Source organism: Lysinibacillus sp. SGAir0095 (assembly GCF_005491425.1).
GTDB lineage: Bacteria > Bacillota > Bacilli > Bacillales_A > Planococcaceae > Ureibacillus.
The window spans coordinates 2,861,997-2,884,833 of the sequence record NZ_CP028083.1 but is presented as its reverse complement, the minus strand read 5'-3'; the positions used below and the strand labels follow the sequence as shown (position 1 = coordinate 2,884,833).

21 protein-coding genes are annotated in these 22,837 nt (G+C 35.1%); 17 read left to right on the top strand and 4 right to left on the bottom strand.

The annotated features are described in order from the left end of the window. Window positions 1-139 precede the first annotated feature (139 nt). Both tyrS and C1N55_RS20580 read left to right on the top strand, forming a co-directional pair. Window positions 140-1,408, top strand: coding sequence for a tyrosine--tRNA ligase (gene tyrS, locus C1N55_RS14235; RefSeq protein WP_137729459.1), 1,269 nt, complete (start codon window positions 140-142; stop codon window positions 1,406-1,408). Window positions 1,409-1,506: 98 nt separating this feature from the next. After that, complete coding sequence (locus C1N55_RS20580) at window positions 1,507-1,662, top strand: hypothetical protein (protein WP_168193867.1); 156 nt, start codon at window positions 1,507-1,509, stop codon at window positions 1,660-1,662. Window positions 1,663-1,948: 286 nt separating this feature from the next. Here the strand turns inward: C1N55_RS20580 and rpsD are convergent, their stop codons facing one another. After that, window positions 1,949-2,551 carry a 30S ribosomal protein S4 gene (rpsD, locus tag C1N55_RS14230; RefSeq protein ID WP_137729458.1) on the bottom strand — a complete coding sequence of 201 codons (603 nt, stop codon included), beginning with the start codon at window positions 2,549-2,551 and terminating at the stop codon, window positions 1,949-1,951. 466 nt (window positions 2,552-3,017) lie between these two features. Between rpsD and C1N55_RS14225 the strand changes: the two genes are divergently transcribed. Then, the gene (locus C1N55_RS14225) at window positions 3,018-4,895 is read left to right on the top strand and encodes a sensor domain-containing diguanylate cyclase (protein WP_137729457.1); all 1,878 of its coding nucleotides are present in this window, start codon (window positions 3,018-3,020) and stop codon (window positions 4,893-4,895) included. 60 nt (window positions 4,896-4,955) lie between these two features. On the opposite strand, the gene C1N55_RS14220 is transcribed toward C1N55_RS14225, so the two are convergent. Then, window positions 4,956-5,435, bottom strand: a complete 480-nt coding sequence (locus C1N55_RS14220; RefSeq protein WP_137729456.1) for a GAF domain-containing protein — start codon at window positions 5,433-5,435, stop codon at window positions 4,956-4,958. A gap of 72 nt (window positions 5,436-5,507) precedes the next feature. Continuing rightward, window positions 5,508-6,305, bottom strand: a complete 798-nt coding sequence (hisJ, locus tag C1N55_RS14215; RefSeq protein WP_137729455.1) for a histidinol-phosphatase HisJ — start codon at window positions 6,303-6,305, stop codon at window positions 5,508-5,510. Between the two features lie 320 nt (window positions 6,306-6,625). Here hisJ and ezrA point away from each other — a divergent pair, with 320 nt between their 5' ends. The 11 genes from ezrA (at window position 6,626) to C1N55_RS14160 (ending at window position 18,410) form a co-directional block, all read left to right on the top strand. Then, complete coding sequence (gene ezrA, locus C1N55_RS14210; RefSeq protein WP_205758476.1) at window positions 6,626-8,335, top strand: septation ring formation regulator EzrA; 1,710 nt, start codon at window positions 6,626-6,628, stop codon at window positions 8,333-8,335. Window positions 8,336-8,473: 138 nt separating this feature from the next. Next, on the top strand, window positions 8,474-9,622 hold the full coding sequence (locus C1N55_RS14205) for a cysteine desulfurase family protein (RefSeq protein ID WP_137729453.1): 1,149 nt from the start codon (window positions 8,474-8,476) through the stop codon (window positions 9,620-9,622). Next, window positions 9,619-10,827, top strand: a complete 1,209-nt coding sequence (thiI, locus tag C1N55_RS14200) for a tRNA uracil 4-sulfurtransferase ThiI (protein ID WP_137729452.1) — start codon at window positions 9,619-9,621, stop codon at window positions 10,825-10,827. Before C1N55_RS14205 ends, thiI begins: the two co-directional genes overlap by 4 nt. A 94-nt stretch (window positions 10,828-10,921) precedes the next feature. Then, entirely contained in the window at window positions 10,922-11,131 is a 210-nt protein-coding gene (locus tag C1N55_RS14195) for an alpha/beta-type small acid-soluble spore protein (protein WP_137729451.1), read from the top strand. Window positions 11,132-11,345: 214 nt separating this feature from the next. Next, window positions 11,346-12,554 carry an ISL3 family transposase gene (locus tag C1N55_RS14190; protein ID WP_137727947.1) on the top strand — a complete coding sequence of 403 codons (1,209 nt, stop codon included), beginning with the start codon at window positions 11,346-11,348 and terminating at the stop codon, window positions 12,552-12,554. 204 nt (window positions 12,555-12,758) lie between these two features. Then, window positions 12,759-12,968, top strand: coding sequence for an alpha/beta-type small acid-soluble spore protein (locus C1N55_RS14185; RefSeq protein ID WP_137729450.1), 210 nt, complete (start codon window positions 12,759-12,761; stop codon window positions 12,966-12,968). 326 nt (window positions 12,969-13,294) lie between these two features. Beyond that, window positions 13,295-14,881, top strand: coding sequence for an acyl-CoA synthetase MbcS (gene mbcS / locus C1N55_RS14180; RefSeq protein WP_137729449.1), 1,587 nt, complete (start codon window positions 13,295-13,297; stop codon window positions 14,879-14,881). A gap of 216 nt (window positions 14,882-15,097) precedes the next feature. Next, window positions 15,098-16,108 (top strand): signal peptide peptidase SppA, encoded by a 1,011-nt coding sequence (gene sppA, locus C1N55_RS14175; RefSeq protein ID WP_137729448.1) that lies wholly within the window; start codon window positions 15,098-15,100, stop codon window positions 16,106-16,108. Window positions 16,109-16,121: 13 nt separating this feature from the next. Next, a complete protein-coding gene (locus C1N55_RS14170) occupies window positions 16,122-16,727 on the top strand; it encodes an RDD family protein (protein WP_137729447.1) in 606 nt (201 codons plus the stop codon). A 134-nt stretch (window positions 16,728-16,861) separates the two neighbouring features. Further along, a complete protein-coding gene (tpx, locus tag C1N55_RS14165; RefSeq protein ID WP_137729446.1) occupies window positions 16,862-17,365 on the top strand; it encodes a thiol peroxidase in 504 nt (167 codons plus the stop codon). Between the two features lie 115 nt (window positions 17,366-17,480). Beyond that, the gene (locus C1N55_RS14160) at window positions 17,481-18,410 is read left to right on the top strand and encodes a class I SAM-dependent methyltransferase (RefSeq protein WP_137729445.1); all 930 of its coding nucleotides are present in this window, start codon (window positions 17,481-17,483) and stop codon (window positions 18,408-18,410) included. A 184-nt stretch (window positions 18,411-18,594) separates the two neighbouring features. Here C1N55_RS14160 and C1N55_RS14155 read toward each other — a convergent pair whose 3' ends face one another. Next, a complete protein-coding gene (locus C1N55_RS14155) occupies window positions 18,595-19,038 on the bottom strand; it encodes a universal stress protein (protein ID WP_137729444.1) in 444 nt (147 codons plus the stop codon). A gap of 354 nt (window positions 19,039-19,392) precedes the next feature. Between C1N55_RS14155 and ald the strand changes: the two genes are divergently transcribed. From ald to C1N55_RS14140, 3 genes are all read left to right on the top strand, one after another. Beyond that, a complete protein-coding gene (ald, locus tag C1N55_RS14150; RefSeq protein WP_137729443.1) occupies window positions 19,393-20,505 on the top strand; it encodes an alanine dehydrogenase in 1,113 nt (370 codons plus the stop codon). A 187-nt stretch (window positions 20,506-20,692) separates the two neighbouring features. Next, window positions 20,693-21,847, top strand: a complete 1,155-nt coding sequence (locus C1N55_RS14145; RefSeq protein ID WP_137729442.1) for an ABC transporter substrate-binding protein — start codon at window positions 20,693-20,695, stop codon at window positions 21,845-21,847. Between the two features lie 107 nt (window positions 21,848-21,954). Further along, a complete protein-coding gene (locus C1N55_RS14140) occupies window positions 21,955-22,836 on the top strand; it encodes a branched-chain amino acid ABC transporter permease (protein ID WP_137729441.1) in 882 nt (293 codons plus the stop codon). The last annotated feature ends 1 nt before the right edge of the window (window position 22,837 follow it).

Genomic DNA, 22,837 nt, shown 5'->3' with positions numbered 1-22,837 from the left:
TAAATTTTGCGTGTTGGGGCTTTTTTATGTTTTCTAACATATAGAAACAGACCTGTGAGTACTGTGATTTTGTTGCAATTTTTTGTTTATTTTCATTAGTAAATATAAATAATGCAAAGAGAAGAATGGAGGAACAATAATGACAAACCCTTTGATAGAAGATTTAGAATGGCGGGGACTTTTGTACCAGCAAACAGATGCTGAAGGTATGGAGAAGCTATTAAATGAGGAAAAAGTATCTCTATATGTTGGAGTCGATCCAACAGCGGATTCAATGCATATCGGTCATATCGTGCCATTACTTACATTACGAAGATTCCAGCAAGCTGGACACCGACCTGTATTAGTTGTTGGTGGGGCAACAGGAATGATTGGTGATCCATCTGGTCGTTCTAGTGAACGAAATTTATTGACTGAAGAGCAAATCGGTCATAATGTTGCAGGCTTAAAAGCACAAATGGAGCGTATTTTCGAATTCGGTGAAAATGAGAATGGTGCTCAACTAGTCAACAACTATGACTGGGTAGGGAAATTAAGTGTAATTGATTTCTTGCGTGATTATGGAAAGTTAGTAAATGTGAATTACTTATTAGCAAAAGACACAATCGCTTCTCGTTTAGAATCTGGTATATCATTTACTGAGTTTACGTACACAATTATACAAGGTCTTGATTTTAACTACCTATATGACAACTACAATGTAAAAATCCAGGTTGGTGGATCAGACCAATGGGGAAATATTACAACTGGACTAGAAATTATCAGAAAAACGCATGAAGAAGAAACAAATGCCTTTGGGATTACAATTCCATTAGTAACCAAAGCAGATGGAACGAAATTCGGTAAAACTGCTGGCGGTTCTGTATGGTTAGATGCAGAAAAAACTTCACCGTATGAATTCTATCAATTCTGGGTAAATACAGCAGATTCCGATGTTGTTAAATATTTAAAAATCTTCACATTCTTATCTCGAGATGAGATTGAAGCGTTAGAGGTAACAGTGAAAGAAGAACCTCATTTACGTAGAGCTCAAAAAACACTGGCTGCAGAAATGACAAAGCTCATTCACGGTGAATCAGGTTTAGAACAAGCTGAAAAAATCACCGCAGCTCTATTCTCTGGTGATATTAAAGCACTTTCTGTAGAAGAGATGAAAGTAGCCTTCGCCGGAGTTCCTTCTGTAGAGCTGTCAAAAGATGATAAGGGTATTGTCGACTTAATTGTTGAAGCGGGAATCTCGTCTTCAAAACGTCAAGCTCGTGAAGACGTAACAAATGGTGCTATTTCAATTAATGGAGAAAAGGTAACAGACCTTGATTACGTAGTTGATGCAAAGGATCGTCTAGAAGATGCATTTGCCATCATCCGCCGTGGAAAGAAAAAATATCACATGGTGAAATTTAGTTAAATAAATGCGTCCTAGTTTAAGCTATACTAGGGCGTTTTTTTTCATTTTTGTATAAAAAAATAAACTCTGCTCATATTAATTCGGTGGAGGTGATAGACATGGCACAAAACAATAACAAAAATAAAAACAAAGACAAAAACCAACGAAACAATGGTCAAAACAATCAAGCGGAAAACCGTAACAATCGTTCGGAATTTGCAGAGGAACTAAACTTTGACAACAATCAAAAAAACAACAACAATGAAAATCGCTAATTAATTCCCACAAATTAATCAGTATAGATATGTTTTGAACATACTAAACTGACCCCGAATAGTGACATTTCCGCAAAAGGAAGGTGGCTATTCGGGGTTTTTGTATACTTTATGGAATTTAACTAAACAATTACTATTATTATTTACAGGTAGACAATCAAAGTTACTGTATATTGAATAATAATTACTATGAACCTGATTTCCAAAGAATGAAAAATGAAAAAAACCCCTGAAACGTTGATATAGCAACATTTCAAGGGGTCTTTTAACCTGCAGCCTGCAGAGATTAACGAGAGTAGAACTCTACGATTAATTGTTCTTGAATTTCAGCTGATAATTCAGAACGCTCTGGAAGACGTACGAATGTACCTTCTTTTTTGTCTGCATCAAATGATAAGTAATCTGGTACGAAGTTGTTTACTTCGATAGCTTCAGTTACTACAGCAAGGCTTTGAGATTTTTCACGTAGAGAAATCACTTGACCTGGTTTAACGCTGAATGATGGGATGTCAACGCGTTTACCGTCAACTAAGATGTGACCGTGGTTAACTAATTGACGAGCTCCACGACGTGTGCGAGCTAAACCTAAGCGGTAAACTAGGTTGTCAAGGCGAGTTTCAAGAAGGATCATGAAGTTTTCACCGTGTAGACCTTTTAATTTACCAGCTTTAACGAATAGGTTTTTGAATTGACGCTCAGTCATACCGAACATATGACGAAGTTTTTGTTTTTCTTGTAATTGTAAACCGTATTCAGATAATTTTTTGCGTTGGTTTGGACCGTGTTGACCTGGAGCATAAGGGCGTTTTTCTAATTCTTTACCTGTGCCGCTTAATGAAATACCAAGGCGACGAGACACTTTCCATGATGGACCTGTATAACGAGACATAATTTGTCTCCTCCTTTAAGTTTGGTTTTTTTACTGATCGAGTCAGCTATTAGTAAAACAAAAACCAGTTGTACCCGACACTTGCTGGATTTTATTTTCATGTACCTTCGCCCTTGCAGCCGAAAGGGTTACGCAATACACCATCTTAGAAAACATCTGTTGACCAAGAGGAACAAAATACAGGCATAGCTTATACAACTGCTGCGTTTATTTTACACGAAGACTATTGTATAATTTTTTAGTATATGAGTCAAGAAATAATAATGCAAAGTATGTCATACGAAAGTGGTTATTTAGTTTATAAGAATTGTTAAAATTATGAAATATGTATGTTATAATAAGTGGAAATAATTGAATACAAAATCCTACTCACTTAGAAATTTATAGTCTAATTGGCATAAAAACGATAATTTACAATAAGTTACATAAATAATTGATTTTTGTTACTTGAGAAAAGGTGATTTTTATGAGAGAACATCGGGAGATTTTAACGAATATTAAATCTGATTTATTAAGTTTATGTATAGACTCAATGAATCAAAAAAACGGCTACGATGAATATGTTCTATTGATACAAAATAGCTTAAAGCAGCATTTTGATATTGATAAATGTTGTTTTCTTTTATATGAATTTGAATCGTTGAAACCATTTAATATAAAGTCTTCAATTGATATGGACATTAAAAATATATTATGGAGTGATTTTACTACACAATTCTCACAAAAAAAGTTGGTGGAGTTGCCAAAATTCCTTTCACATATAGATGAATTTGAACCTTTTTCTCAAATGCTATTATTGAAAACAGGGAACTTTGGCGTATATTGTATTTTATTACTTCAAGAAACTCCAGAGTGGAGAGACTTTTTACAAGGTGAATATTTTGAAAATTTTGTAGATATCGCCTCGGATGTTTTGAAGGTGTTGTGTAAAAATATCGAAATAGTCCAAAATGAAAACCAGTACCGTAAATTATATAACATGACGGATTTATTTCATTCCACAATGGATATGGATTTAATATTAGAAAATGTGTTAGTTACAATCCAAGATAACTTTCCTGACTTTAATGTAGAGTTAATATTATCAAATGATCAAGACCGTCAAACAAAGGTTCAAATTAAACCGTTTGATTATCTATCTGAAAGGCCATCTGCCATTGAGGCTTTTGTTTCAGGTCAAATTACAGTTGAACAGGCTGTTGAATTGAATCGCTGCTTATTGAATGCCCCAATAAAAGGTAGACAGGCAATCTATGGAATCCTACAAGTAAGTGCACCCATTCATTATATTTTTTCAAAAACGCAAGAAGATTTTTTGAGGATGCTTGCACATGCATCTGGAAATGCTTTAGAAAATGCAAAACTTTATCACCAGTCGCACAGATTAATTAGCGACCTTCAGCTTATTAATGAAACCTCACATCGTTTAAATATGAAATTAGATAGTAATGAAATGTTTATGTTTTTACAAAAACAGCTGATGAAATCATTCCAGCCAATGGAAGTATGCTTTATTTTGAAAAATGGTTCTGAGTTAAATTTAACAGAAGCGTCAACGAAACTTTTTAAAACGGATGAAGGGTCTATTTTTATTAATCACGTTGCAAATCATTTTGAAAATAGTCAAGAGCCATTATTTGTTGCAGACTGCAGTCGATTAATCGGGAGAGAACTTCAATATAATTCAATGATGGCAATTCCAATGATCGTGGAGCAGCGGATCAACGGCTTTAGTATTGTTTTACATCGAGAGTCATACTTTTTCTCATTCGATAGCTTTAAACTTATGCAATCGCTTATCCATCACTCTTCTTTAGCCATTGCAAACTCCATTCTACGCAATAAATTGCAGGAAATGGTTGATTATGACCATTTAACAAAATTACATGCCCGCAGTTTCCTGGACAGATTTGTGGAAAACTCTTTAAAAAACGATCGTTCAGGCATGTTCTTATTGATAGATATCGATAATTTCAAGCATGTAAATGATACTTATGGCCATCAAGTTGGTGACGAGGTACTTGTACAAATTGCGGACCAATTAAAGAAAGTAATTGGAACTCGCGGTATATGTGCAAGATGGGGTGGAGAAGAGTTGGCTGTTTACGTACCAAATATTTTGGTCGAGGAAGTCGAGAAATTAGCTACTCAGATTGTGGAGTCTGTACCGGTGGCAACAAATCCTACCGTAACAGTTTCAGCCGGTTTAATTTCTTGGAATACCAAACAACCACCAGAATTCCAGTCGGTCTTTTTACATGCAGATACAGCTTTATATAATGCTAAATCTACAGGTAAGAATAAATTTATAATTTTTGACGAATCGATGCTTTTTCATTCGTAAAAAAACTTACTACAATCCAAGTATGTGCTAATGCTCATTTGGAGTAGTAAGTTTTATTTTTTATATGAATTTTAGTAGAGTTTGGGCAAATAGTTCTAAGCCTTGCTGATCCTCTAAAGTGAATCGAGCTTTCTTTGGACTATCGATATCTAATACACCAATTACTTCGTCATTTTTTGATAATGGAATGACAATCTCTGAATTGGATGCTGCATCGCAAGCAATATGTCCCGGGAATGCATGAACATCCTCAACTAACATTGTCTTGCGCTCCGAAACTGCGGTACCGCAAACACCACGACCTACTGTAATTCGAACACATGCAGGTAAACCTTGGAAAGGACCTAAAACGAGTTCGCCTTCTTTCATTAAATAGAAACCAACCCAATTAATATTGTCTAAGAATTGGTTTAAAAGGGCAGAAGCGTTACTCAAATTTGCAATTATATCTGTTTCTCCTTCTAGTAGAGCATCTAATTGCTTAGATAATGTTTCATATTTTTTTAGAACTGGACCTTCGTAATTGATTTGTGAGAACATGTTAAACCTCCAAAATTTAAAATCCTGTATTAGATTAGGCAAGGCGATCAGCTGGGCAATTAGGCGCCGATGCTAATTATCTTTCATAATTACTCCATAATATTGATGTAAATCTTTTACGCTGTGTGCGTCAGAACCAAAAACCATTGGTATAGAAATTGAACGAGCATATTCAATCATGTGCATTGGTGGATAAGGTTCTTTGCAATAAGGTTTACTTAAACCAGCACTATTCACATCTAATTCATAACCTTTTTCTTGTAATTTTGTTAATACTTCAATGATACGATGATTATCATCGATTTTTTCGCCATGTGCAAGCTGGAATTTATGAACAAGTGTTGGATGGCCGATTCTACGCGGTTTAAATCTGCCTAAGTTAGCCTCGATTGATTTTATAACGGTATCATAATAGAGATTATAAAGAGCCTCAATCCCTCCTACTTGCTGAGCAAATTCAAGATAGACCGCATCCGAGAAGTCAATGCAAGTGTATGTATCATTATGTTTTAAAAAATGAACTGAAAGTATAGCGTCATCAAGAACTGGACCAGCAATGTCTAGAAGTGCTCTCGTTTCAGTTTCGTAACCAACAATATAGTCCACTTCTAATCCAACTTTAATGGTAATTCGATCCTTGTATTGTAGTTTAAGCTTTTGCAAAGTTTCTAGATAAGAAGTTAAATCCTTGGGTATCATCCCGCTATCTTTTCCAGGTGTTGGATCGATAAAATTATTCGGCAAGGGTGCATGCTCAGTAAATGTTATTTCTGAAAAGTTTTCTTTGATTGCTTTTTCAATATATTCTTCAAATGAATCTTTAGTACCGTGTGGGCAAAAAGGTGAGTGTATGTGACCGTCTTTTTTCATAAACTAAAACCTCCTTATTGATTGAATACCTCAACGCTTCGTAAAAGCTTGGAAGCATAGGAAAAAAATAATTCTAATCAATCTTTTAAATGTATGCTAACTTATTAAAATAATAGTTTAGAAATGCGGATTTTTGTTAGTAGAAAGACTTATGGGAATCAAAATTCGTTTAGGAAATTTTAAATTTACATACATAACTCGAGCTTATTACAATTTACTTTAGCAAAAAACTGTAATTTTTTAAACAAATGAAAAAAAACATGGTATATTATAGTTACAAAATGTAGCAGGTACAGTGATTTGGGAATAGGGGGCTTATGATGCAGTATATCATCATTGTCGTCATCGTACTATTAGCATTATTTATCGTTGGACTACTTATCCGTCGTAAACATAATGTTGTTATACAGCGACTTGAACAAGAAAAGATGCAAATTCAGCATTATCCTATATTTGAGGAGCTAACAAAAGTAAAATCTTTAAATATGAACGGACAAACAGAGGAAATGTTTGAACATTGGCGTAATATTTGGACAGAAGTTATAGATGTCCACGTTATCAAAATAGATTCTATGCTTTTTGATGCGGAAGAATACATTGATCGTTTCAAATTTAAAAAAGCTACCAATGTTGAACTGGCGATTGAGGAATATATTGCTAAATGTGAAAAAAGTAAAAATCAAATTATCTCTGAATTGGAAGAGTTAATCGGTAGTGAAGAAAAAAATCGCATTGAAATTGAACAAATTAAAGAACATTATCGTTCAGCAAGAAAAACCTTACTTGCTCATCAGTATTCATTTGGTCCGGCTTTATCAGAATTAGAAAAAAAGGTTGAACAGTTTGTACCAAAATTTGAAGAGTTCGATGAGTTAACAGTAGATGGGAATTACTTACAAGCAAGAGAAATAGTTTTAGGTTTAAATAGTGAATCTCAAATAATTTATCATTTATTATCGGAAGTCCCGACGTTGCTTTCAGAAATTCAAACAAAAATACCTGCTGCTATACATGAGTTGCGAAATGGTCAACGTGAAATGGAAGAGCAATCTTATTACTTAAATCATTTAGAGTTAACCAAGTACTTAGACCATCTTGAAGAAGAGCTAGAAACATTAAAATCGAAATTAGCAGATTTAGATGTAGATTCCGTAGCTCCAAGACTTACTGAAGTAATTGAAGAGATTGAGAACTATTATGACCTACTAGAAAAAGAAGTTATTGCAAGAAATTATGTTGATAAAAATTGCGATGATACATTCCAAACGTTAAATGAAGTAGTTAAAGTCACAAAAGAAATTAGTAACGAAGCAGTTTACGTTCAAAGCAGCTATCATTTACCAGAAAATGAAGCGGAGATTCCAAGATTAGGTCTCAAACAACTCGAAGTTATCCAAAAACGTTTTGAACTTCTGGTTACGCGTGTAAAAGATGAAAAATCAGCTTATTCAAGTTTGCAAGAAGAGCTATTTGAAATCAGTGAAGAAATTGATCGTATAAAAGACGAACAGGAGCAGTTCTCTAATCGTTTGAAAAATTTACGCATTGATGAAAATAAAGCCCGTGCAAAGCTGGATTCTTTAAAACGCATATTACAAGAAACTGACCGTCAGTTAAACAAAGCGAATATCCCTGGTATTCCTGAAGAAATGGATGCTCGCATTGAAGAAGCTGAAGAACAAATTTATATTGTAATGCAAAGCTTACAAGATATACCGCTAAATATGAATCGTGTTCAAAGTAACATAGAAAATGCTGAAAAATGTATCCAAGAAGTAAGTAAGCACGCTCAAGAAATGGTTGAAAATGTTATGTTAATCGAAAGAATCATTCAATATGGTAATCGTTATCGAGGGACAAACCCAAAAGTAAATGATCTCTTACTTGAATCAGAACATGCATTCCATCAATACCGTTACATAAAAGCTTTAGAAGATGCAGCGGCTGCTGTAGAATTGGCAGAACCAGGGGCAATTAAGCGGATAGAAGAGCTTGTACAAGATGAATTATATGAGAAATCTCACTATTAAACATCACTTGACAAGAGCGTTATAATTAATAGAAGAAGCCACCGCACTTTTGTGTTGGTGGCTTTCTTATCGAATTTAAATGAATTGGAAAAAGGAATCTAAAATTTCTAATTGTAAGAAAAGAAGGTAGGATTTAAAATGATTTATTTTGATAACAGCGCCACAACTAAACCACATAAAGAGGTTTTAAATACATTTATACAGGTAAATGAATCTTTCTACGCCAATCCTTCTTCAATTCATGAAGCTGGTGTAGAAGCAAACACTTTATTGGATCGAGCAAGAAGTCAGATTGCAGATCTTCTTCATACTGAAGAACAATTTGTATTGTTTACAGCGGGTGGAACCGAATCCAACAATTTTGCGATATTCGGTGTTCCTAAAGCAAATACTCATAAAGGAAAACATATCATCACTACAGAGATTGAACATCCATCAATCTTAGAGGCGGTAAAATCTCTGCAAAACGAAGGATTTGAAGTTGATTATCTGAAAGTCGATGAAAATGGAGTAATTTCTTTGCAGGAGCTTCAAGCTAAGCTAAGAAAAGAAACAGTTCTTGTAAGCATTATGCATGTGAACAACGAGATAGGTGCAATCCAACCAATTGAAGAAGCAGCGAAAATTATCCATGAAAATAGCCGTGCCACTTTTCATGTTGATGCTGTGCAAAGCTTTGGAAAATTACCTATATTTTTTAATGGCGACGGTGGACCTGATATTATATCGATTTCTGGGCATAAAATTCATGGTTTAAAGGGGTCGGGAATTATTGCCTTCCGTAAAAAAATGAATATTATCCCACTTCTTTTAGGTGGGGGACAAGAACATGGATTGCGAAGTGGTACCGTTGCAGTACCTCAAGCAGCTGCGCTTGCAAAAGCTGCACGAATGGCTATTGAAGCGATGGAACAGTCAACTGAAAAATATCGAAAATGGCATAATGATTTATTACAATTTTTAGCTGAATTTGGTGATAATATTCACCTACTTTCAAAAAAAACAGGTGCTGCACATATCCTGTCTTTTAGTGTAAAAGATTTAAAGGGTGAAATTTTAATAAATGCGCTTCAAAAAAGAGGAATTATTGTTTCAACTTCCAGTGCTTGTTCCTCCAAGCAGAAGAAAACAAGTCACGTAGTAGAAGCGTTAGATATACATTCGAATTACAAAAAGGGAGTCATCCGTCTAAGCTTTGGAGCTTTAAATACAGACGAGGATATTCTTGAATTTAAAAAAGCCTTCACCGATGTGATGAAAGAGTTAAAAGGAGATAAAAAACAATGATTTGGAAAGAAATTTTAATAAGATATGGTGAATTATCAACAAAGGGACGTAACAAAAAAGATTTTATTAATCGTCTTCGTGCTAATATTCGCCATTTATTTTCGGATATTGCTCCGCTGGAAATCGTTTCTGAACGTGATCGTATGCATATAAAAATCGAAAATGATGAGCAATATGAAGTTTTAATGAAAAAATTACCGACTGTTTTTGGTATTCAATCTTTTAGTCCAGTTGCTGTGTGTTCAAAAGAATTAGATGATATGAAGAAGTTATCTCTTATCATAATGGAACAATTTAAGGAGCAGGAGATAACGTTTAAAGTAGAAGTTCGTCGTTCAGACAAAACGTTCCCTTTAGAATCGCATGAAATTCAAAGAGAAATAGGCGGACATGTACTTAGAAATAATCCGAATATCTCAGTACAAGTTAAAAAACCTGATGTAGAGCTGCGCATTGAAGTAAGACAAGATGCGATTTATATGATGGCTCAAATTATACAAGGTGCTGGTGGCATGCCAGTAGGCTCGAATGGTAAATCGCTATTGATGCTGTCAGGTGGAATCGATAGTCCGGTTGCTGGGTACTTATTAATGAAACGTGGAGTTCGCTTAGAAGCGATACATTTCTTTAGTCCACCCTATACAAGTGATAACTCATTGGAAAAAGTAAAAGTGCTAGCAAATGAGCTGACGAAATTTGGTGCAAATATAAGACTGCATGTAATTCCATTTACAGAGATTCAAGTTTTGATTAAAGATCGTGTTCCGAGTAATACGATAATGACAACTACTCGAAGAATGATGATGCGAATCGCTGACAAACTACGAGAAGAAATCGGTGCATTGGGAATTGTTACTGGTGAGAGTTTAGGACAAGTTGCTAGTCAGACATTAGAAAGCTTAACGGCTATTAATGACGTATCAAATACGCCCATACTCCGACCGTTAATTGCATTCGATAAGCTTGAGATTATTGACATTGCAGAACAAATTGGAACATATGAAACATCAATTCAACCTTTTGAGGATTGCTGTACAATCTTCACGCCTGCAAATCCGAAAACTAAGCCTAAAGTTGAAAAAGTGACTTATTATGAAAGCTTTACTGAATTTGATGAGCTAATCGAACGTGCAGTTCGAAACAGAGAAGTTTATAAATTCCCAGAAGTAAATCAAGTGAAAGATAAATTTGAAGGATTATTATAACCGTTAATAGTTGTTAGGAAATACTTACCTTTATTTTAATGTGTATTAAATAGTGCCTTAGCGCACAATCTAAATGCACAAGGAGGTGAGATAAATGTCAAACAACAGCGGTAGCCGTAACAAGCTTACTGTACCAGGTGCAGAACAAGCTTTAGATCAAATGAAATACGAAATCGCGCAAGAGTTTGGTGTTCAACTCGGACCTGAAGCGTCTTCTCGTGCAAACGGATCAGTTGGAGGAGAAATTACTAAACGTCTTGTACAAATGGCTGAATCACAATTACGTGGTTCTTCTCAACAATAATTAAAATAATTATCATGGGGCTAGTAGCTTAATGCTACTAGCTCTTTCATTTTCAATTCTGGTCAAATTTACATTTATATATAAGTTTGTTTTTTTGGTTCTATAATATTTGTTGGGGTTTTACTACAATTTGAAATAAAAAAAAGCACGTAATCACCGATTTCGATATACTTGAATTGTCGAGAAACAAGCAATGAAAGGTGATACGTGCATTATGAATTTTAACAGAAATATCCCAGGATTAAAAGGTGTAACTGTTCATAAGATTGAAGAGATCGGGGAGCGTATCGCTCTTTACGTTTCAATTCCGAAGAAAGAACATCAGTGTCCAGACTGTAATAAAATGACCTCTAAAATACATGATTATCGAATTCAAAAAATTAAACATTTAAAATGGTTTGAACGATTAACCATCCTTTTCTATAAACGTCGACGTTATGTATGTGAGTGCGGAAAACGCTTCTCGGAAAAATCTCCTTTCGTGGATAAGTATCAACGTTACTCAAAAGAATGGAATCAAGTTGTTGGAATCCGTTCAGTAAAGGCAAAGACATTTAAAGAAGCAGCAGAAGTCCTTGGAACATCCAGTTCGACGGTAATTCGTCGCTTTAAAAAGGTGGTAAAAGAGCAGCTAAATGAAGGGGTCCATTTACCAAAATGTATTGCGATTGATGAATATAAAGGAGATACAGATGCGGGGACCTATCAACTAATCATTGCCAACGCTGAAACGCACGAACCAATTGATATTTTACCGAATCGTAGAAAAGAAACGATTAAGGATTATCTAATGACATATGGATCAGATGTAGAAGTCGTCGTAATGGATATGAATCCAAGCTTTAAAGCAGCTGTTAAAAAAGCCTTAAATCGTCCTATCATTATTGCCGATCGATTCCATTATTGTCGTTATATTTATTGGGCTCTAGACGAGGTGCGTCGTAAAGTGCAGAAGGATTGGCATCCATACGATCGAAAAAAGTGCAAAAAAATGCGTCATGTCTTATATAAACGCTTTGATAAGTTAACGGAAAAGAATCGATGGTATTTAAATCGCTACACGGGAATGTCAAAGGAATTAAAGCAAGCATATGAACTAAAAGAAGCCTATTGTAAATGGTTTGATTGGGCAAAAACGACGAATGATATTGCAGAAGTGAAGAATAGATTAGAAGCTTATTACCGTAAGGTAGAAGAAGCAAATATCCCAGCATTTATAAAAGCCATTCAAACCTTTAAGAATTGGCAAGTAGAGATCTTAAATAGTTTTAGTTTTGGCTATTCAAATGGTTTTTTAGAAGGAATTAATAATAAATCGAAGGTAATGAAACGTAATGCTTATGGTTTTAGGAGCTTTAAGCATTTTAAAGCAAAGATTTTATTGAATGATTTATATAAAGAATTCGGTGTTCATTTAGGTTAATAGGGTGACGTGCAAAAACACATCACCCCAACATTTGACATAGAACCGTTTTTTTAAAACTTATAAATTTGTAAGTAAGTGAAATATGAATATTAAAAAAATTACTAATTGTCTACACTATAGGACTAGCTAAAAAAAAGTACTATTTTTTATGTATTAAATAATGATTTTCGCACAATCTAAATGCACAAGGAGGTGAGATAAATGTCAAACAACAGCGGTAGCCGTAACAAGCTTACTGTACCAGGTGCAGAACAAGCTTTAGATCAAATGAAATACGAAATCGCTCAAGAGTTTGGTGTTCAACTCGGACCTGAAGCGTCTGCTCGTGCAAACGGATCAGTTGGAGGAGAAATTACTAAACGTCTTGTGCAAATGGCTGAATCACAATTACGTGGTACTTCAGGACAATAATTAAAAATAAGGGCTAGTAGCAAAAAATGCTACTAGCTTTTATTTTGTTTAAAAATTATTCAAGGATACTTTCTATCATGTTTTTACAAAGGTAGCAATTAGCAATCATGGAAGTATAGAAAATCTGTGCTGAAACTATAAATAAATAAGTAAAATCTTACTACTTAAAACCCTCGAATGTATACATAGTTGTTATTACTTTATACATGTCTAATATGCATTTAATACAGTTATTTCTCTTTTTCGAGGAATATTTTGATATATTAGTTGAATATTATTATAATTAGTATAATGTATCTTTTTTGGTACATAAAAGGGGGATAACTATGAGAAGAGAAGATTTACTAGCTCCTAAGAGATACAATATTGTAGATGAAATTGAAAAGTATGCAAAAACTAGCTCGAAAATTGCATTAATGATTCATCATGAGAGTGGACAAATCGAAAAAATTTCATATGAAAAATTAATAAAAAAAGCAAATAAAGTAGCCAATATATTTAAAAACAGTGGGTTAAATAAAGGCGATGTTATTTTAATCATGGTGCCTCGCTCAGAGGAGGCATATGTTACATACATCGGAGCGTTAAAGGCAGGCTTAACGATTATTCCAAGCTCTGAAATGCTTCGAGCAAAAGATATCGATTATCGAATCACACATTCAGATGCTAAAGCAATAGTTGCCTTTGAAAATGAAATTAATCAATTTAGTGACGCACAACATATAGACGGTCTAAAACTTTTTGTTTATGGAGAGTCAAAAGATTCATGGATATCCATTGAGGATGAATTAGAAAAGGCTTCGAATGTTTTTGAAGGCGTTCAAACTGAAGATTCTGATATTGCATTTTTATCTTATACAAGTGGAACTACAGGCAATCCAAAAGGAGTAGTTCATTCCCATGGTTGGGGATATGCTCATTTAAGAACTACGGCAGCTCAGTGGCTTGGAGTACAAGAAGATGACATAGTTTGGGCAACAGCAGCACCTGGATGGCAAAAATGGATTTGGAGTCCGTTTTTAGCTACTTTAGGAAGTGGAGCAACTGCATTTATTCATATGGGCAGATTCGAACCACAGGAATATCTTCAAGTACTAGAGGATTACCAAATAAATGTTTTATGCTGTACACCTACCGAATACCGTTTAATGGCTAAAGTAGACAAACTTGAGCAATATAATCTTTCAAGTATTAAAAGTGCAGTTTCTGCAGGAGAGCCATTAAATAGTGAAGTAATTAATAAGTTTATTAATGTTTTCTCACTTCAGGTGCGAGATGGGTATGGGCAAACAGAAAATACTCTATTGGTCGGTACTCTTTTAGGGATGACTCCAAAAGCAGGTTCGATGGGGAAACCAACTCCTGGTAACCTTGTTGAGGTTATTAACGATTTGGGTGAACCTACAAAAGTCGGTGAAGTAGGGGATATTGCAGTGCATTCATCCACGCCTGCATTATTTAAGGGATATTTAAAGGATTTAGAACGTACAAATATGCAATATCGTGGTGAATGGTTCTTAACAGGAGATCGTGCCTATAAAGATGAGGAAGGGTATTTCTGGTTTGAAGGTCGTGGTGATGATATTATTATTTCTTCAGGTTATACAATAGGACCATTTGAAGTAGAAGATGCTCTTGTAAAACATCCAGCAGTTAAAGAATGTGCCGTTGTAGCAAGTCCAGACGAAATACGTGGTAATATAGTAAAGGCGTATGTAGTGCTCCGTGATTCTGAACAAAAAAATAGTCCTTCAATCGTGAAGGAATTACAGAATCATGTCAAAGAAATTACCGCTCCTTACAAATATCCACGAGCAATTGAATTTATCGATGAATTACCGAAAACTTCTTCAGGTAAAATTAGACGTGTTGAACTTCGTCAAAAGGAATTTAAAAAAGAAATAACAAATTAAAAAATAATTTGGTATCGGTTATATTTCCTAGGGAATAATGTCGAATTTTTAAGGGGATTTTAAAGTCATGCTTAATTGCTATGGCTTTAAAGTCTCTTTTTTACTATTATGAGTAATGATATGGTACTATTTGGATTGGTTATCTAAAAAAATTAGAAGATTTTTGAAACAAATAAGATGTTGATACGTATGTATGGATGGAGGAGGAATAATGACATGAATACAAAAAGATGGATTGCCTTAGGTGCAGCAGTAGTGTTAATCTTTTTTTCGATTGGATTGAATACAGTAATTTCAATTTTTAAAACTGACTTTTTTTCCAATTTTGATAGCCTGACTGCAACTGAACAAACAATGATTGAAACCGTGGTCGAACCAGGCGATATGGGCAACAGAATTGCTTTATTATCCGTTGATGGAACAATTCAGGATGTCGGTACAAGTACGCCTTTTGCTGCAGTAGAATATGATCACCAAAACTTTTTAGGACAATTAGAAACTATTTTATATGATCAATCTGTACAAGCTGTAGTGCTATATGTAAATTCACCAGGTGGTGGGGTAATAGAATCCGCTGAAATTTACGAAAAATTAATTGAAATAAAAGAACAAAGAAATATTCCAATTTATGTTTCGATGGGTTCTTATGCTGCATCAGGTGGTTATTATATTTCAGCACCAGCAGATAAAATCTTTGCTCATAAAGAAACTATTACGGGTTCAATCGGAGTTATTATGCAAAGCTATAATTTCTCTGAACTTGCAAGTAATTTAGGAATTGAGTTCGAAACCATAAAATCAGGTGAGCACAAAGATATGTTTGGTGGAACTAGACCAACTACACCAGAAGAAAAAGCAATGGTCCAAGAGATGATTAACGAATCCTATGAAGAATTTGTTGACGTGATTGAACAAGGTAGAGGGATGTCTGAAGCTGATGTAAAAAAAGTAGCAGATGGACGCATTATGGGTGGCTCTCAAGCTCTCAAAGCAGGTTTTGTCGATGGAATCGGTGGACTTGAAGATACAATAGCTGCTGTAAGAGCGGACTTTGGATTAGAGGATGCGGAACTATTTGAATATGAATCAAGTTTCGGTGGTTTAACATCGATGTTTGGAATGAAAATTAGTTCATTTTTCGGGCCATCTCCAGAGCAGCAATTCTTAACAAAGTTAATGTCTTCAAATAGTGGACCACGAATGATGTATCTATATGGTGAGTACTAAGGAGGGGTAATCGATGTCAGAAAATGAAAATTATGACTCAAATGCTTCTCTTCCTCAAAATGTACCTTTGACCACTACTCTTGCAAAGCAGCAATTTCATATTGTTGAACAGATTGAAGAGAAGACGGCCGGTTTTTGGATTCGCTTTTGGGCGTTTGTAGTAGACATTATCATTGTTGCATCCATCGTGGGCATAATTGTTAATCCACTTTTCCATTTCTTCGGCTGGAGTTTAAAAGAAACACATTGGTATTCACCGATGACAATCGTATCGGGCGTATTCTACTATGCTTATTTTGTGATTACCACAAAATTTTGGCAGCAAACTGGTGGGAAAATAATCTTTGGCTTAAAGGTAAAAGGGAAGAACGGCGAGAAGTTAGATTGGTTCACCGTTTTATTTAGAGAAATTATCGGACGATTTATTAGCAATAAAATTCCGATTATCTACTTAATGGTGGCATTTATGCCAAAGAATCATGGCTTAAACGATATTATTGCTGATACAATTGTCGTTCAAGAAAAGGTATTTATTAAACGTAAAAAAGAAATGATGATTGAAAATCCTCAAAGTGATGATGATTTAGATTCTCAAAATTCAATTTCTACAAGTGTATAATGAGGTATTAAAGGAGCAAAGTGCTAGAACTTTGCTCCTTTAGTTTTACCGTAAAAATTTGTAAGGTAAGTTATTTGCAATGATGGAATTATCTTTAGTAAGATTATCTAAGTAATATAAAGGAGGGTTCCAAATTGGCACAAGTAACATTTAAAAATAACCCAGTAACATTAATTGGAAATGAAGTAAAGGTTGGGGACAAAGCACCTGACTTTACAGTATTAGCTAACGACTTATCACTAGTCACTTTAAAGGATTCAGAAGGAAAAGTACGTCTTATCAGTGTTGTACCTTCATTAGATACAGGTGTTTGTGATGCACAAACTCGTCGCTTTAATGAAGAGGTAGTAGCATTAGGAGATGCTGTGGCTTTCTATACGGTTTCAGTTGACCTACCATTTGCCCAAAAACGTTGGTGTGCAGCTGCAGGCCTTGAAGGAGTTCACACTGTATCAGACCACAGAGATTTATCTTTTGGTAAAGCTTATGGAGCATACATGGAAGAGCTGCGTTTGCTTGCTCGTTCAGTATTTGTTATCGACAAGGAAGGTACTGTAACCTATGCTGAGTATGTTTCTGAAGGTACAAGCCATCCGAATTATGAGGCAGCAATTGAAGCTGTTAAAGCATTAATTTAAGTTTATCTAATAGATAAATGGTAGACTATGAATGTCTACAATAGGAGAATGCTTAGATTGACAGACCCACTCGAGAATAACTAGAGTGGGTTGTTCATTTCAAAAGGAGTTTTTTATGGAAAAGTTTGAGCAAATATTTTCATTTATTAATGAAAAAGCGGAAAAGTACGAAAAAGCTGATGGAGTTTCTTTTTTAGATGGTGTTTTACAATCACTTGAAGATGTTCTTGACGACAAAGAGCAGTCTGCCTTTCAAAATGCAACGAAAGAAGAAACTCGCAAAGCAATTCAAATTGCTATTTTAAAAGGGATGAGAAAAACCTCCCAGCCAAATCATCAAATGACTCCAGACTCTTTAGGTTTGCTAGTTGGATATTTTGTTGAACAATTTTTTGAGGAACAACTAAAAAATAATCCGATTACTATTCTTGATCCAGCAGTAGGAACAGGTAATTTATTATTAACTGTAATGAATTTACTTGATGGAAAAACATCTGCTACTGGAATTGAAGTGGATGAATTATTAATTCGTCTAGCAGCAGATAGTGCAGAGTTGATTGAACAACCAGTGGTTCTATACCATCAAGATGCCTTACAAAAGTTGTTGGTAGATCCGGTTGATGCGGTTGTATGTGATTTGCCGGTTGGATATTACCCAAATGAAGAAGTGGCAGTTGAATACGAGCTTTGTGCCCATGAAGGGATGAGCTATGCTCACCACCTATTTATCGAGCAATCGATTAATCATACAAAAGAGGGTGGGTATTTATTTTTCTTGATTCCTTCAAATATGTTTGAATCTGAGCAGTCAAAGGATTTACATAAATATTTGAAAAAAACGACTTGGATTCAAGCTGTTATCCAGCTCCCTGAGAATCTATTTGCAACGAAAGCACATGAAAAAAGTATATTAATTTTACAAAAGCAAACGAAGTCCGAGAGGGCCCCACGTGAAGTATTACTGGCGAAAGTGCCAAATATGTCAAACAAAGAAGCTTTATCTATGTTTTTTGAAAAGGTTCAAATGTGGAAAGAAAGTAAATAATTTTGAGGTATCTGGGTGTATAAAACTATATGTCTGGATACCTTTTTGCTATCTATTGAATTTATTGTTTTGTTCAACCAAAAATATTTAAGGAACTAACATAGAATAGGGGATAGAAAATAAAAAAAATGCCTTCTACAGATTAAGTTCGCTGTAGAAGGGCTAATCTATTATAGAGTTTGTATCATTCAGGAGTTCTTACAACTAAAACATCGCATTTCGAAGAACGAACAATTGCTTCCGAAACGGAGCCAATTAGGAAACGTTCTACAGTACTTAAACCAGTTGCCCCACAAATAATTAAATCTGCTTCTACTGTATTTGAAAGCTCTTTTGTAATAATTGTTTTAGGAGAACCATATTCGATGATTGTATTTACATTTGAAAGACCAGCTTCCTCGGCCTGTTTTTTATAGCCGTTTAATAATTCTTCTGAGAAGCCTTGTGCACGTTCAGCGATTGAGCGGTCATAAGCTTCAATTGCTGCAAAGGAGCGAGTATCAATTACGTTTACTAAATTAAGAGTTGATTCAGGATTACGTTTTGCGATTTCAATTGATTTTCTGAAGGCAAATTCAGCTTCTTTTGAACCATCTACTGCCACTACGATACTTTTATAATGAGTCATATAAAATTCCTCCTTTTTCTATACACTTATTATAACAGAATAGGAAGTAATTGAAATTGAATCGAGTGCAAAATTGAAAACGTTCACATTTCTTTCTAAATTTATCCATAGTTTTGTTGAATTTAAAATGTTGCAATTTGCTGTTAGGTTTAATTTATCGATTATACTTTTTTTATAACGAATAGTCTCGTTTTTTACTCGAATTTGCTTTGAAGTTCTATTTTTCTACAATTTAGAAAATAATTTTAATCAACATGAATTTAGTATCTTACAATATGGGGAAAATATTGGTATTATGGATTTGCATTCATAATAATGGATACATAAATTCTACAACAGGGAGAGAAATCAGCTATGAAAATCGGAGTACCTAAGGAAATAAAAAACAATGAAAATCGTGTAGCAATGACACCTGCTGGAGTTGTAACATTAAAAAGCGCTGGTCATGAAGTATTTATTGAGACAGGTGCTGGCATCGGGTCTTCATTTTCTGATGAGGACTATGTAGCAGCGGGTGCAACTATTGTTGGCACAGCAAAAGAAGCTTGGGCACAAGAAATGGTGATGAAAGTAAAAGAGCCAATTCCAAGTGAATATCAATATTTCCATGAAGGCTTAGTACTATTTACTTATCTACATTTAGCACCAGAGCTAGAATTGACACAGAGTTTACTTGATAACAAAGTCGTTGGAATTGCTTATGAAACTGTACAGCTTCCAAACCGTTCTTTACCATTACTTACTCCGATGAGTGAAGTAGCTGGTAAAATGTCCGTGCAAATCGGTGCACAATACCTAGAAAAAATGAATGGTGGAAAAGGGATTCTTCTCGGCGGAGTTTCTGGTGTACCTCGAGGCAAAGTAACAATTGTTGGCGGTGGTATGGCTGGTACAAATGCAGCTCGTATCGCGGTTGGGATGGGCGCTGAAGTAACAATTTTAGATCTAAATCCTGAGCGTCTGCGCGGATTAGAAGATATCTTTGGTTCTTCTGTTCAAACTTTAATCTCAAATCCATATAATATTGCTGAATCAGTTAAAGACTCTGATTTAGTAATTGGTTCTGTGTTAATTCCAGGGGCTAAAGCACCAAAGCTTGTTACTGAAGAAATGGTGAAATCAATGCGTCCAGGCTCAGTTATAGTTGATATCGCAATTGACCAAGGCGGAAGCTTCGAGACAACTGATCGTGTGACAACTCATGATGACCCAACTTATATTAAACACGGTGTTGTACACTATGCTGTGGCAAACATGCCAGGTGCAGTTCCACGTACGGCAACAATTGCTTTAACAAACAATACAGTGCCTTATGCATTACAAATTGCCAATAAGGGCTATAAGCAAGCTTGTCTTGAAAATGAAGCACTGAGAAAAGGCATTAATACATTAAATGGGCAAGTTGTTTACAAAGCGGTTGCTGATGACCAAGGGCGAGAGTATGTTCCTGTTGAATCTATCTTATAAAAATTTTTAGTAATAACCAAAGAAGCTACTTGTTAGAAGTTCAAATCTAGCAGGTGGCTTTTTTTGTTGAATTATATCAAAAATTATCAGAAAATACGAATTATTTAGAAATTACTATTTACTTTTGTATGAAAATGTAATTTAATAGAATTGCTCTTAAAAAATAGAAAGAAAAAGAGGGGAAAATATGAAGAATATTCTAAGAAAATCATTAACATTATTCTCTGTTCTAATGTTACTTTTACTTGCAGCATGTAGTGGCGAGAACACAGCAAGTGAAGGTGGAACTACTGAAGCAGACGGAACAATCAATGCAAAAATCGGGGTTGTTTCTTATCTGACTGGCGCTGGTGCTGCTTATGGGGAAGCAATTACACAGGGCCTTAAATTAGCTCAGAGTGAAATTAATGAAAAAGGTGAAGTAAATATCGAATTAGTTATAGAAGATTCAGCAGGTGAAGCAGAGCAAGCCCTTTCAGCTGCTCAAAAATTAATGAGTAATGACGACATTCTTGCAATTATTGGACCAACTTTAAGTACAGAATTTTTTGCAGTTGCTCCTGAAGCAGATTTAAACGGAATTACAATTATGGGTACATCCACAACTGCTGAAGGGATTCCTGAAATCGGGGATTATGTATTCAGAAATGCTATTCCAGAAGCATTGGCAATTCCAACTGCGATGGAAAAAGCGGTTGAAAGAACTGGAGCAAAGAAAGTAGCATTAATCTATGGAAACGATGATGTGTTAACTCAATCAGGCTTCGATACTATGAAGAAAACAGCAGAAGAAATGGGCTTGGAGATTTTAACAATTGAAACATTCCAAAAAGGACAAAGTGATTATAATGCACAATTAACAAAAATTAAAAATTCAAATCCAGATTTAATTCTGGCCTCTGCTTTATATAATGAAGGTGCTGTTATTATGGACCAAGCCCGTAAAATGGGTATCGAAGTACCTTTCGTTGGCGGCAATGGCTTCAACTCTCCACAAGTTATTGAAATTGCTGGTGCTGCAGCAAATGGACTAATCGTAGCAACACCTTGGTTTGGTGAATCAGAAGAAACGAAAGTGGTAGAATTCAACAAAAAATATGAAGCTGAATACGGGAAACTTCCTGACCAGTTTGCTGCCCAAGCTTATGATGCACTTTATATCTATGCAGATGCTTTAAAGAGAGCTGGGGACGTAGATCGTGAACTATTCCACGAAGCATTAGCCGAAACAACTGACTTTGAAGGATTATTAGGAAACTTCTCGTTTGACGAAATCGGCGACGTTGTAATGGATGTTAAAGTTGTGGAAATAAAAGACGGAAAATTCGTTGAATTCAAGTAATTCATTAAAAAAATACAGTGCAATGTAAATATGAATCTACAAATGGACTAATAGATTTCATTTTTGCAAAAGTATGATGACAAAAATGATTTTAAAGGATGATTAACTTGCTATTAGAACAATTAATTAACGGAATTACTCTAGGCAGCATTTATGCAATTGTTGCCCTAGGGTTTACCCTAGTATTCGGGGTTTTAGGCATTATTAATATGGCCCATGGAGAAATTTTCATGGTTGGTGCCTTTGTCGGTGTAATGACAACTGGGGTGCTTGGTTGGCCTTTGTGGCTTGCTTTTATAGCAGCAATTGTTGTGACGGCAATTTTAGGATATTTGTTGGAGCGAATGACTTTACGCCCTTTACGAGGTAAGAAGGGCGTATCGCATTTAGCGCCATTAATTAGTACAATCGGTGTTTCCATCTTACTTGAAAACCTATCTCACCATATTTTTGGTGCTGGGAATAAACCGTTTCGAACACCCTTTGCGGAGATTAGTATTGAAATAGGTGAGGTAACAATTTATATTGTCCAAATTGTTATATTTGTCATTTCTATCATTTTAATGATGGGTCTATCAACTTGGCTATCAAAAACTAAAGCTGGGAAGGCTTTGCGTGCAACAGCTGAAAATTTAGAAACAGCTAGTATTCTAGGAGTAGATACAAAGAAAATAATTACATTAACTGTTATTATTGCTTCCGCTATGGGAGGCATTGCTGGAATATTGGTCGGTATGGCATTTAACTCTGTTAGTCCGCAGATGGGACTTGCAATTGGTCTGAAAGGTCTTGCAATCATCATCTTGGGTGGTATGGGTAATGTGAAAGGCGCGATGGTTGGAGGGCTACTTTTAGGACTTTCTGAAACATTCCTGGTTGCTTATGGTGATTCTGGTTATCGTGATGCCATTGCATTCATAATGATTATTTTAATCCTTTTAGTGAGACCTCAAGGAATCTTTGGCTCAAAGATGGCAGAAGGCAGGTGAG

What these genes read in the sequence shown, in the direction of transcription:
- C1N55_RS14225 (WP_137729457.1), top strand. Translation starts at nt 3,018, where the DNA reads ATGAGAGAACATCGGGAGATTTTAACGAATATTAAATCTGATTTATTA.
- ald (WP_137729443.1), top strand. Translation starts at nt 19,393, where the DNA reads ATGAAAATCGGAGTACCTAAGGAAATAAAAAACAATGAAAATCGTGTA.
- rpsD (WP_137729458.1), bottom strand. Translation starts at nt 2,551, where the DNA reads ATGTCTCGTTATACAGGTCCATCATGGAAAGTGTCTCGTCGCCTTGGT.
- hisJ (WP_137729455.1), bottom strand. Translation starts at nt 6,305, where the DNA reads ATGAAAAAAGACGGTCACATACACTCACCTTTTTGCCCACACGGTACT.
- C1N55_RS14185 (WP_137729450.1), top strand. Translation starts at nt 12,759, where the DNA reads ATGTCAAACAACAGCGGTAGCCGTAACAAGCTTACTGTACCAGGTGCA.
- tyrS (WP_137729459.1), top strand. Translation starts at nt 140, where the DNA reads ATGACAAACCCTTTGATAGAAGATTTAGAATGGCGGGGACTTTTGTAC.
- C1N55_RS14220 (WP_137729456.1), bottom strand. Translation starts at nt 5,435, where the DNA reads ATGTTCTCACAAATCAATTACGAAGGTCCAGTTCTAAAAAAATATGAA.
- C1N55_RS14205 (WP_137729453.1), top strand. Translation starts at nt 8,474, where the DNA reads ATGATTTATTTTGATAACAGCGCCACAACTAAACCACATAAAGAGGTT.
- C1N55_RS20580 (WP_168193867.1), top strand. Translation starts at nt 1,507, where the DNA reads ATGGCACAAAACAATAACAAAAATAAAAACAAAGACAAAAACCAACGA.
- C1N55_RS14160 (WP_137729445.1), top strand. Translation starts at nt 17,481, where the DNA reads ATGGAAAAGTTTGAGCAAATATTTTCATTTATTAATGAAAAAGCGGAA.
- sppA (WP_137729448.1), top strand. Translation starts at nt 15,098, where the DNA reads ATGAATACAAAAAGATGGATTGCCTTAGGTGCAGCAGTAGTGTTAATC.
- mbcS (WP_137729449.1), top strand. Translation starts at nt 13,295, where the DNA reads ATGAGAAGAGAAGATTTACTAGCTCCTAAGAGATACAATATTGTAGAT.
- C1N55_RS14155 (WP_137729444.1), bottom strand. Translation starts at nt 19,038, where the DNA reads ATGACTCATTATAAAAGTATCGTAGTGGCAGTAGATGGTTCAAAAGAA.
- ezrA (WP_205758476.1), top strand. Translation starts at nt 6,626, where the DNA reads ATGCAGTATATCATCATTGTCGTCATCGTACTATTAGCATTATTTATC.
- C1N55_RS14190 (WP_137727947.1), top strand. Translation starts at nt 11,346, where the DNA reads ATGAATTTTAACAGAAATATCCCAGGATTAAAAGGTGTAACTGTTCAT.
- C1N55_RS14170 (WP_137729447.1), top strand. Translation starts at nt 16,122, where the DNA reads ATGTCAGAAAATGAAAATTATGACTCAAATGCTTCTCTTCCTCAAAAT.
- C1N55_RS14145 (WP_137729442.1), top strand. Translation starts at nt 20,693, where the DNA reads ATGAAGAATATTCTAAGAAAATCATTAACATTATTCTCTGTTCTAATG.
- thiI (WP_137729452.1), top strand. Translation starts at nt 9,619, where the DNA reads ATGATTTGGAAAGAAATTTTAATAAGATATGGTGAATTATCAACAAAG.
- C1N55_RS14195 (WP_137729451.1), top strand. Translation starts at nt 10,922, where the DNA reads ATGTCAAACAACAGCGGTAGCCGTAACAAGCTTACTGTACCAGGTGCA.